The 8,396-nt window shown below is 50.3% G+C and carries 8 protein-coding genes and 1 tRNA gene; 4 read left to right on the top strand and 5 right to left on the bottom strand.

Annotated elements, in window-relative coordinates; genetic code table 11:
* A partial coding sequence (locus KKH67_08690; GenBank protein MBU1319259.1) for a hypothetical protein occupies positions 1–2,032 on the top strand: 2,032 nt, incomplete at its 5' end.
* A gap of 8 nt (positions 2,033–2,040) precedes the next feature.
* On the opposite strand, the gene KKH67_08685 is transcribed toward KKH67_08690, so the two are convergent.
* The 4 genes from KKH67_08685 to KKH67_08670 all read right to left on the bottom strand — a co-directional run bounded on the left by KKH67_08685 (position 2,041) and on the right by KKH67_08670 (position 5,259).
* Positions 2,041–2,667 (bottom strand): O-methyltransferase, encoded by a 627-nt coding sequence (locus KKH67_08685; GenBank protein MBU1319258.1) that lies wholly within the window; start codon positions 2,665–2,667, stop codon positions 2,041–2,043.
* 47 nt (positions 2,668–2,714) lie between these two features.
* Positions 2,715–4,292: a hypothetical protein gene (locus KKH67_08680; GenBank protein MBU1319257.1), complete on the bottom strand. Its 1,578-nt coding sequence runs from the start codon at positions 4,290–4,292 to the stop codon at positions 2,715–2,717.
* A gap of 130 nt (positions 4,293–4,422) precedes the next feature.
* On the bottom strand, positions 4,423–4,728 hold the full coding sequence (locus KKH67_08675; protein ID MBU1319256.1) for a Rieske (2Fe-2S) protein: 306 nt from the start codon (positions 4,726–4,728) through the stop codon (positions 4,423–4,425).
* 21 nt (positions 4,729–4,749) lie between these two features.
* The gene (locus tag KKH67_08670; GenBank protein MBU1319255.1) at positions 4,750–5,259 is read right to left on the bottom strand and encodes a ferritin family protein; all 510 of its coding nucleotides are present in this window, start codon (positions 5,257–5,259) and stop codon (positions 4,750–4,752) included.
* A 130-nt stretch (positions 5,260–5,389) separates the two neighbouring features.
* Here KKH67_08670 and KKH67_08665 point away from each other — a divergent pair, with 130 nt between their 5' ends.
* The 3 genes from KKH67_08665 (at position 5,390) to KKH67_08655 (ending at position 8,139) form a co-directional block, all read left to right on the top strand.
* The gene (locus KKH67_08665) at positions 5,390–6,145 is read left to right on the top strand and encodes a hypothetical protein (protein MBU1319254.1); all 756 of its coding nucleotides are present in this window, start codon (positions 5,390–5,392) and stop codon (positions 6,143–6,145) included.
* Positions 6,146–6,290: 145 nt separating this feature from the next.
* Complete coding sequence (locus KKH67_08660; protein ID MBU1319253.1) at positions 6,291–7,898, top strand: serine/threonine protein kinase; 1,608 nt, start codon at positions 6,291–6,293, stop codon at positions 7,896–7,898.
* Positions 7,899–8,061: 163 nt separating this feature from the next.
* Positions 8,062–8,139, top strand: a tRNA-Glu gene (locus KKH67_08655).
* Positions 8,140–8,185: 46 nt separating this feature from the next.
* Here KKH67_08655 and KKH67_08650 read toward each other — a convergent pair.
* On the bottom strand, positions 8,186–8,396 hold a 211-nt coding region (locus tag KKH67_08650; protein ID MBU1319252.1), incomplete at its 5' end, for a hypothetical protein.

Raw genomic sequence — 8,396 nt, 5'->3', positions numbered from 1 at the left:
GTCAACCGATCATGGTCCCCGGACAGTTCGCTACAACTCGCGTGCTGACGAAGGAACAGGAACATGGGCATGGAGCAGTGGCCTCTCAGGCGGCAAAGACATCTCAGAAATCGGTGGCGGCTATGCCAACTGCGATGTCAGAGCTGACGGTGCTGCAGTGGTGACATTCCATGAAGTCCCGATTCCGGGCATCTATATCACAAACTCGGGGTACGATACAATCCCACCCGAAGGCGCATTCGATCTGATCGATGCTCCCGCCTCACCGAATTGCTCTGGAGTGGAGTCCGGTTCAATCGAATTTGCGAGCAACTACATCTGGCCGAAAGTCGAGTGGCAGGACGTCGGCGGGGCAAACATCAGACATATCGTATCCTGCGAGGCTCCCCCCGAAGGCACGCCTGCAGATGAAATAAAGTCGATCATCTACTACCGATATGCAGATAATGTCGCGTCTGCATGCATTCCAAACTCAGACGACACACTTGGAACCTACATCGATGCCACGTATACTGTGAATCCCGTAGTCCGGGCTGATCCAAACTCTGATAATGTAGCCATCGTTTATCTGAAACCACTCTATGATCGCTATGATCCGAGGGATCCATGCGACTGGATACAGTGGCAGCACGATGTCGTCTATCTGGAGTCCACCGATGGAGGAGTATCATTTCAGGACGGCACTGCCTCCTTCATGAACATCACAGACTACACTCTTGGCGGAACGCTCGACACCGATGAACTCGAGCACAAAGCCTACATCGATCTTTCAGCACTCTACGATCACAATGGAGTCCTGCATGTCGTATGGAGCACTCCCATTTACGAGCCGGACAGCACTGAGCCATGCAGACCGCTCTACAGCTCCAGACTTTGGCACTGGGATAACTCGGGCAACTGCATTGCGCTTGTATATGATGCCGAACATCCTCGTTGTCACTGCCCTGAGGGAACCGGCGCGTTCAATGTGTCAATCGCGAAAATGAATATCTCGGAATGCTACAGTACGGGCGAGGCTGAGTTCGGGCTATTCGTATCATTCACGCGATTCGGCGCCCACACAGTTCCGGGAGACGATGATATCAGTTCAGATTGCTCAGATGACGGATTCTCAAATGGTGACATCTTCATTACGGCCTCCAGTGACGGAGGTACAACCTGGAATCACGACGCCTCTGCGAACGGTTCCGAAGGGGATGGGACTCCCTGGATCACAGGCTCGGCAATCGACCTGACCAATACACTGACAGACAATTGCGATCGCGATTTCTGTCACAGCGAGCACTGGGCGTCAATGACTAAGTACTCGGAGAATTTCCTGCACATCGCATATGTAGACGATAATGATGCAGGCACCGGTATTCGTGGCAACGAAGGTGCGATCACAAACAACGCATACAAGTATACTCGCTATCCGTGGTTCAAACCCGCCCCCGTCTGCAGTCTCGTACTGACAGAATCTCCCTTCGATATTATGATAGCCCCGTCCGATTCAACTGGTTGCATTAATCAATATCAGGACACCGTAGGATTTGAGATCATGAACTTCGGTAATCAGACCGTCGACTACCTTGCGTCCGCCGATTCAAGTTGGATTCATCCAGGGACATCTCCCGGGACAATTGAGACTGGATGTGATCCTACTACCACACTGCAGTTCACCGTCGGACCGATACCAGAGCCAGGATATTACGGAAGTACGATTGCAGTCGAATACACGTGTATTGACGGCAATGGAACTCTATTCGTCGCGGTCAACGTTCAGGTAATTTGCGAGAGAGACTCAGCTCAGGTTGATTGCACACCGGGCGATGCCGAGGAGAGCGGCACTGTTGATATCGATGATGTCGTGTACTGCATTAACTACATTTTCACGGGTGGTCCGTCTCCGCACCCTGATCTCTGTTGCGCAGACGCCAATGCAAGCTGCGCAATCGATGTCGATGATGTAGTATACTTGATCGGGTATATTTTCACAGGAGGTGCCGCGCCTCAGGAATCGTGCTCTCCCGACAACTGCGGACCTTTCTGAGCCTGCATCTACTTCTTGATAGCGACTGAGATGCCGTCACGCAGCGGAATGATGCTCGTCATGAAACCCGGATCGTTGTAAAGTTCATGCGTGAATTTCAGTATCCCCGCTGTGGCAGCATCTGGCGACGAATCGAGCACTCTGCCACTCCAGAGGATATTGTCGGTGACGAACACGCCGCCGGGACGCAGGCGTTCCTTGACCAGCTTAATCGTAGCCGGGTAATGCTCTTTGTCGATATCGTTGAGCACCAGGTCGTATGGACCGACTTCTTTCTCGAATTCCGCTATCGCTTCTCCGCACCGGAAATCCAGCTTCGATTCAAGACCGGCACGCTTGAAATACTCCTTTGCGCGCCGCTCGTTCTCGGGATCCGTGTCGGTGCATGTAATTTTTCCATCTGCTGATATGACACGCGCCATCCATAGCGCCGAGTAGCCGTAACCTGACCCGAGTTCAAACACCCTCTTCGCGCCGGTGAGGACTACCAATTGCTGCAGCACACGCCCAACCAGAGGACCGATAATAGGGAAGCCATGCTCAGCGGCATATTGCTCCATCTCGTCCAGCGGCGACGGACTCTTCTGAGGAAGTTCCTTCACATATTCGCCTATTCCCGGTTGAAATATACCCATCAATCCTCCAGTTCGCCATTCAGTCGCTGAGGACACGTTGTTCGTCGTTATAGTCCACTGGCTTCCAGACGGCATAAGTACCGATCCAGCCTGTCTCGAAGTATGCTCTCCCTGAACCTGAAACCAATCCGCCCATCCTCAAGAAGCGCAGAATTCTCATCGAAACTTGATACATACTTGGCAACAAGTTGATTTGTTAAATAATCGTACACGCCAATTTCCTGGCCATTGAATCGAATGGCAAAGATTTCAGACGCGTATTCTCTCTCAGGGAATTGCTCCGCCCAAAGAAACGACTTGTAGGACGTCATCTGGTTACCGGTAGATCCCGCAAGCGTGAGTACACCTTCCGGCATTACGTCCTTGGAGAAGGGTCTCACGGCGAAGTTATACCATTCATCGTCGAGAGTGACCCTGATATTGAATGTGCTGGTCCCCGACTCAAAAACAACGAGTCCGCTGTCGGAAGCGGTCCCGGGCTTCAGATTCGGAAATGGATCAGCGGCGATTTTCGAGCGTACCAATTTCTCAATGTCATCCCAGTTGCTGTTTGTCTTTGTCTCGAGAACGGACTTCACGTCTGCAGTCGACAACGTATTGATGTATGCGATGCTGCCCGAAAAATCATTAAGAATCGCAAGAGTACCGTTGACTCCAGTTTTGTCGATCAGGGTCGAAACCAAACCGAGCGACAATGGAAATGAGAAATCGATATTGCCGACTGTTTGATGAAACCCATCGAATGTCAAGATATCGTCGAGAGCAAAAATATCGTTTGCAAGAGTGAAGTTAGCAATTTGCCACATAACGTCGCTGGTCTGCCCAAACCGACCACCAAGATAGCACACGAGACCTCTCGTAATAAATGGCTCAGTATAGAGCCCGAGGTCCTCCTGCGTATAGTTGATCATGAACATGGCAACCTCATGATAATCCGGGAGGCGATGGCTGATTATGACATCGCATGGCGTATAGTACGCGCCCTGGCTTGGAAAACCGAGCAATTCGGCCACTTCACTCTCCGATTCGACCAGGAAGTACTCCATTCTGTCCTGTGAAAGAGAGAGCAGCTTCTTTGGAGGAGTGCCGAATGTCGCAGCAACGGTCTCGACAAATCGGTCAAGATCAAATACTGAGTAATCATTGAGCTGCGACACCGAACGGTAGTAAACATCGAAGTAATTCGTCTTGACCAAACTGAGATTGTTCAGATACATCCAGAATCTTGGGATCATGTATGTACCAGAGCTATCGTTCATGAAGAAGTATTCACAGGAAACAGTATTCTCCGGGGTTGAAACCTTGAGAATCACTTTCTGATGTTGGGGATCGAGGATTGTCGAGATGGCATCCCATGTTGCAGCCCCATTTCTTATCAGATCAATATTCTCCAAAAGGGGTGACACGCAATCGTATTTGTACGGAGTGTCTCGATACGTGATGCCAAGCCTGTGGCATGTCTCTATGTACTGTGGATGCCAGAGTTGCTCTGCAGCTTTATAATCTTCCTGCGAAAGAAAATTAATATAAGACTCCATGATGTTTTCGGCGTCTTCAGCCTGCAGCCGTTGAGCAACAGGAAAGAGATTCACGAATATCAACATTAAAACTGGCAATAATCTCATTCTACTCTCCATTGTTTCATGAAAATGAGGTGCTGACCTTGCAGGGCACGCCTCTAATTCCGGTTCAACTGATTGCCGTGATCGATTGTAATCGCCGAGCAACACAGCAGCAATCCAAGACAGGACGGCCTCACGAAAGGACATCGACCCAGATATGGCCATCCTCAACATAAGCAGCATACGTTTTCAGTTTCGCCCACGATTCTTCAAGGCATTCCCCCGATGGTACGTCATATCGCCAGCCGTGGTGGGGACAGGTGAAAACAGTGCCCTCAATCTTTCCCCCGGCAATAGACTGCTTCATATGCTTGCAGTCTCCTTCCAGACCAAACAGTGCACCGTTCAACTTGAATACGGCAACATGCTTGGCAAGAATCGAGACCACCCTGGAGTCACCTTCTTTCAATTCAGATTCCTTACAGACTTTGACGCGCATTGCAGTCTTCAGCTTTCCCGGCTACGGGCCGAGATGAATCATATCATCACCGAAATTGAAATACTCCGAATCATAATACTCAGGAAACTTCTCGATGAACTCAAGTTCGTTCTTAAGGAGATCGTAGTGACCTCTTTCTACATTAGCCAGATACATCATCATCGATGATCCGTGTATGTCTATGGACCGCTTTGCCAGGTCCTTATAGAACTGTTCAGACACCTTCTCAGCCTCCATCGCCGCCTGGAAAAGCTGCTTCATGGGAAGGTCGTCGGAGAGGGCGGTAGTGACGATGGGGATAAACGATTTCTTAGGAATCTTGAGGTCGGTTTCGGGAAACATTTTCTTATAGATTTCTTCAAACATCACTCTATGTTTCTTCTCTTCCGATTCGAGCTGTGCCAATCGCGCCTTCAAGTCCTTATTCTTGACCAGCTTCCCCATCTTACGATAGAGCGCGGCTGCATCCATTTCGGACCTGATAGCGATTTCGAGCACCTCAAGAGATGTCAGATCGCGGGCAGGCTTCATGTCTATCCTCCGTTATGGCCACTGTCAAGGATTCTACACCCAGACCTTCAAATTGCTCCTTATATATGAGATATATAGTATCACGAATGAGCTATCATTGCAAGCCAAATCTTTCCGGCGGAGGCGGCAGATGACCGATACTGGCGCCGGAAATAGAGACAGGAAGAAACCGAAAGATTTGCGAATGCCGTTGAGTTTTCGCTCTATACGGAACAAACAAACAGGCGACATGTACGTACAGGAGATGTATGCGGTGAGCAACAGAACGGGCATGAACAATCAACTGAGGCATCGACGTGGAACATCCCTGGGATTCGGATCCGGAATCAGAACTGTAGCCCTGATACTCCTAATCGCCGGCGCAATAGTCTCGATCAGCAGCAGCACAACAATCTCAGAGCAGTTGACAGTCTCCGTGGATTCCGTTGACGGAATGCCGGGAGACCTGCTGCCAGTCCGCATTCTGCTCGATAACAGTCTTCCGATTGCATCCATCAAAGTCCCACTCAGATTCAACCCCGGTGCGTTGTTTCCTGATTCGGTTACGTTCGCAGGTTCGACGGTTAATCCAGATCATCAGTATCTGGCGACATTCAGCAGTGATTCTAATCTTGTACGGATTCTGGTGTTGCCGACACTCACCAAGCCGATGCCCGTAATCAACGACCCCGGCGGACTCCTTGCGACCATCTGGTTCTCCGTAAGTCCGTTTGCCGTAGATGGCTTTTCCGAATTGGATACCGCCTGGGTCCTCGACTCAATTAGCTCCTCAGACGGCTATATGTACTACTACCCGGAAGAGCTACAAGCATCAGATGCTCACGGGACCCAACTCTACCCTGATTTTCGACCTGGCGGGATTCTCATTCGAACCCGCAGCAGGTAACCCAACATCCTGCGTTACAAGGGATTCTGACCGCATAGACGCGCACGGGCGCTTACGGTCTCGATTTGCCGTGTCTTTTTGCAGAGATTACGCACACTCTGCTCAACCAAGGCTGATCCTCACCGATAATTGATACAGGAGCATTATGACAGTCACATCGATATCAAGAAACACAGACTTATTCAGACCGCATGAGAAGATCGGCGAATACGTTGTGATAGAGAGAATTAGTCACGGAAGCATCGCACAGGTATATAAGGCGCGGCAATCCTCTCTTAAGCGTGTCGTTGCCGTAAAAGTCCTCACCAAACGAGCTGCGCTCGAGCCAGCCATAATCAGACGTTTCGAGCAGGAAGCGATGATCGTCGCTCAGCTCAAGCATCCAAATATCGTCCACGTCATTGATCGCGGAGTCGACAGAAACCGCTGCTTCTTCGTCATGGACTTCGTCCATGGAATGACTCTAAAGAAAATCATGGCTGATGGGGAGTTCCCACTCGGCAGTGGAATCAACATACTACTTCAGGTGCTCAAGGCGCTCGACTACGCCCACTCGAACGGGATCATCCACAAAGACATTCGACCATCGAATATCCTTATCGAAAACAGCGGGAACGCGCTGATTGCCGATTTTGGTATTGCACAGATGATTGACAAAGAGCGCACAATTCAGACCAGATCCAATCTCGTCAAAGGCAGATTGACTTACAGATCTCCGGAGCAGATGCTCCGTTTCCGCGAAATCGATCAGACCACCGATATCTTTTCGATTGGTGTGATCCTGTACGAGTTAACGACCGGTGACAAGCCGCTCGGATGGTACAGGCAGCCATCGGAAATAAATCCCGAGATTCCCCGACAATTGGACAGCGTGATCCTAAAATGTCTTCAACTCGACCCGCAGGATCGCTATCAATCTGTCGAAGATCTTAGACACTCGCTCTTGTCAGCAGTCCGTGGAGTTGTAACAGTCGATGACGTGCCACCGTTGGTGATCGGTTCCATGGCCAACGAGATCATGGGGAACTGCACATTCCTCGAAACACTCCGCGAAACAGTGTTTGGCGCGACCTATCTGGTTCAGCACGAAATTGACGGCAAGCTATACGTGATCAAAAAGATGATCAGGCGCGAAATGGGAATGAGAGAAGCCAAACTCCTTGCCACTCTCGATCATCCCAACATCAACAGAGTTTACGGCGCTGGCTGCGACATAAACAAGAATGTCATCATCTCTGACTACGCCCGTGGCGGCTCTCTCGCGGAACGTATTGGTCGACCATGCACTGTCGAGACAGCTCTCCGGATATTCAAACAGATTGCCGAGGGACTCAAATTCGCCCACGAGAATAAGATCGTACATGGCAATCTGAGACCGTCGAATATTCTGTTTGATCTGAACGATACGGTCAAGTTGACAGATTTCGCACTTCCCGAACACCACCACAGAGATAAACAGAACTGGTACAGTGCACCGGAGCGAAGGAGAAGCAAAGCATCCGATGTGTACGCCGCGGGAGCAATGCTATTTCTGCTTCTGACCGGAAAGACGCCGAAATACGATAATGCAGGCAATCTGATCTGGCAATCGGACGAGCATATACCGCCGTTGGTAATCTCTACTCTGATCAGCAGGATGCTGATGAGAGAAGCATCAGCAAGAATCGGATCATTCGAGGCAGTCTTGGAAGTAGTAGATTCGTTTCAGAAGAGATTGGAGAAGAAGAATGCTGAAACCGAAGCGCGAACTTAGGCGAATCTTCTGATATGTCAGAGAACATATCCCTCTAATCATCCATTATTAGTCCCGAACACGCTGTGCGACTTTGCCCGCTCATAGCCTTCGGGCGCGGCTGCGGCGATCTTTTCACTTGACTTACGGGACGAAGCAAGTATAATGACTCCGCATTTTTCGCGACCCTATCGTCTAGCCTGGTCCAGGACACCGCCCTTTCACGGCGGCGACACGGGTTCAAATCCCGTTAGGGTCGCCATTGTTTTGTGCGGTTCCCTGCTATCTGAGTTTCTTCAAGTCGCTCCTCAGCAATCCGGCACTTCGTCACCGTTCGGGTCGCCTGGAGCAGGGCCACCAGAGAAGATGTATGCGATTACATACACAACATCGTCTATATCTATAGCCCCTGAACAATCTGCATCTCCTGCATCAAGTGGATTCGGGGCCGGGCCACCCTGAAAAATATAAGCTATCAGATACACGACATCATCTATGTCGATAGCTCCACTTCCATCG

It is taken from the genome of Candidatus Zixiibacteriota bacterium (assembly GCA_018820315.1).
Taxonomy (GTDB): Bacteria; Zixibacteria; MSB-5A5; order JAABVY01; family JAHJOQ01; genus JAHJOQ01.
Note: the sequence above shows the minus strand (reverse complement) of the source record. Positions and strands in the feature narration are given on the sequence as shown.